This is a genomic window from Donghicola eburneus, from assembly GCF_900115865.1.
GTDB lineage: Bacteria > Pseudomonadota > Alphaproteobacteria > Rhodobacterales > Rhodobacteraceae > Donghicola > Donghicola eburneus.
This window is the reverse complement of record NZ_FOXY01000052.1, coordinates 1-1,905: the sequence shown is the minus strand read 5'-3', so window position 1 is coordinate 1,905 and position 1,905 is coordinate 1. Positions and strand designations below refer to the sequence as shown.

At 56.5% G+C, this 1,905-nt stretch carries 1 protein-coding gene and 1 pseudogene; both read right to left on the bottom strand.

Annotation, left to right across the window (positions count from 1 at the left end; all coding sequences use genetic code 11):
- Window positions 1-1,341: pseudogene (locus tag BM225_RS21485) on the bottom strand (hypothetical protein); the annotation flags it as partial.
- Between the two features lie 115 nt (window positions 1,342-1,456).
- Window positions 1,457-1,905 (bottom strand): integrase core domain-containing protein (locus tag BM225_RS21480; RefSeq protein ID WP_143095439.1); only part of this gene is annotated, 449 nt, incomplete at its 5' end.

Here is a 1,905-nt window from a genome sequence, read left to right as displayed (position 1 = left end):
AATGCTTTTGGCGAGTTCGGCATAGGTCCATGTATCGCCAAGGCCGTCGCGCAACGCTGCGTCGATGAGAGCTAGAACTGCAGCGATGTTCTTGGACAGCCTGGTCGCGCCCTCTGGCATCCACTCCACGAACTGAGCCCCAGGAAAGAGGACAGGGAGAGCTTCCTTCATGCCACTTCTCTTTGGTGCGATCAGGTAGACCCTACAAGGCGGACATGTCCCATCAGGCTGCAGACCGCGCACTGCTCCACGGCAAATGGCTTGCAGGGCGTTATGCAAGTGCTCCCCCAAAGCCATGCTATTGATTTGCTTGGCGCTCACCGCATCGTCTCCTGCCATCGCCGCGCATAAGCGGACCCGCGCTTCGTGGACCTCTGGAGGGAGATTGAAGAGGCTGGCCAAGACCACGTTAGGCACATGAGCATAGGCATTGGTCCCGTGATGATTGCCCCAAGTGACAAAGTGCAGTGTGCCAGTCACGCTGCCACCCAAGTGGGCTTTCAATCGCTCCCGCAGGTCTTCTGCTGACGTCTTGTTGTGAATGATCAGCCAGTCCTCAGCAGGTCGCTTAGCAATCTGTGCAGCAATCCCTCTGATCAGCCGCTCTTCTTTGTCGTTGGCATAGGCTGCCTTGCCACTGCCTGTGGACCAGAGGTGAAGACGGAGATTGTCATAGCGCTTGGTGGCTGATGGGAGACGCACTATCGTATCGCCACGGCTTTCCATCAGACTATAGGTATCGCGACAGCGGCCAGAGGCATCGAGGACCAGAAGAGGAAAGAGATCTTGAGGCAGCGTTTCTCGGTAGTCGAGTAGCATAGCGCTTCCAAAGGCGTTCCGGTGGACAGGTAGCTTCTCCCCTGCAGCTTGCTGAAGGCGCTCAAGCCTTTCCCGATCAGTTCCGCTGAAGCATTTATCCGCAAGCAGCCTGTGGACCTCATAGCCCCCCTGCATCCCGCCCATCTCTTCCAAACTGGGGACTTCCAGCACCTCCCCTGAACGGCTGGCTTTAAGAGCATCCCTGAGGTCTTGTAGCGCTTGGCAGAGCTTGGGTGCAGACCGACGGAACAGACCAAAGAGCGACGCAAGATCATCTTCGGACAGCATAAGCTCGACACCAGGAATGAAACTCTCGTCCCAGATGCGGACCTCTCGCGGCAGACCCTGATAGTGGTAATCGCTGACGCTGTTGAAGCTGCGAGAATGCCGACATGACGCCTCAAGCTTTTGCTGGGTCGTGATCAAGACCCGTGCAGACTGTCCTGGCGTTGTCGAGAGAGCATTGATCTCATCATCACCCGTCCAGATCGCCACCTCATCCAAGACAGAACTCAGACCCATGGCCATCTTCTTTACTTCTTCCAGCCGAGAAAGGCAGACCAGAACAGCGACGCCTTCATGGTTTGAAGAGGCAAGAAGGGAGAGGATGTAGTGCCTGTGACCTGCCACTGAACATTCATCCAGCGGCGATATGAGCCTGCAGGGTGTTTACGCCGATTGGCGCGTGTTGAGCAATCGCCCGTCGCGCGGAGCTTTCATCTCGCGCAGCGGGGTGGGCGATTGCGTGGTTTAAAGTTCGGGCATATTCGGCAGGCGTGCGGTAATCCAATGCGGAATGCGGGCGCTCCGTATTGTAATCGGCGGTCCATGCAGCGATCACCGCGCGGGTGTGTGCCAGATTACGGAACATCGTCTCGTTCAATAGCTCGTCTCGCATTCGCCCATTAAAGCTTTCCACAAATCCATTCTGCATTGGCTTACCCGGCGCGATATAATGCCATTCGATGTGGTTCTCGGAACACCACCGCAGGATAGCATTAGAAGTTAGTTCGGTCCCATTATCGCTGACAATCATCCCGGGCTTTCCCCGCCGATCGATGAGGGTCGTCAGTTCACGTGCCACGC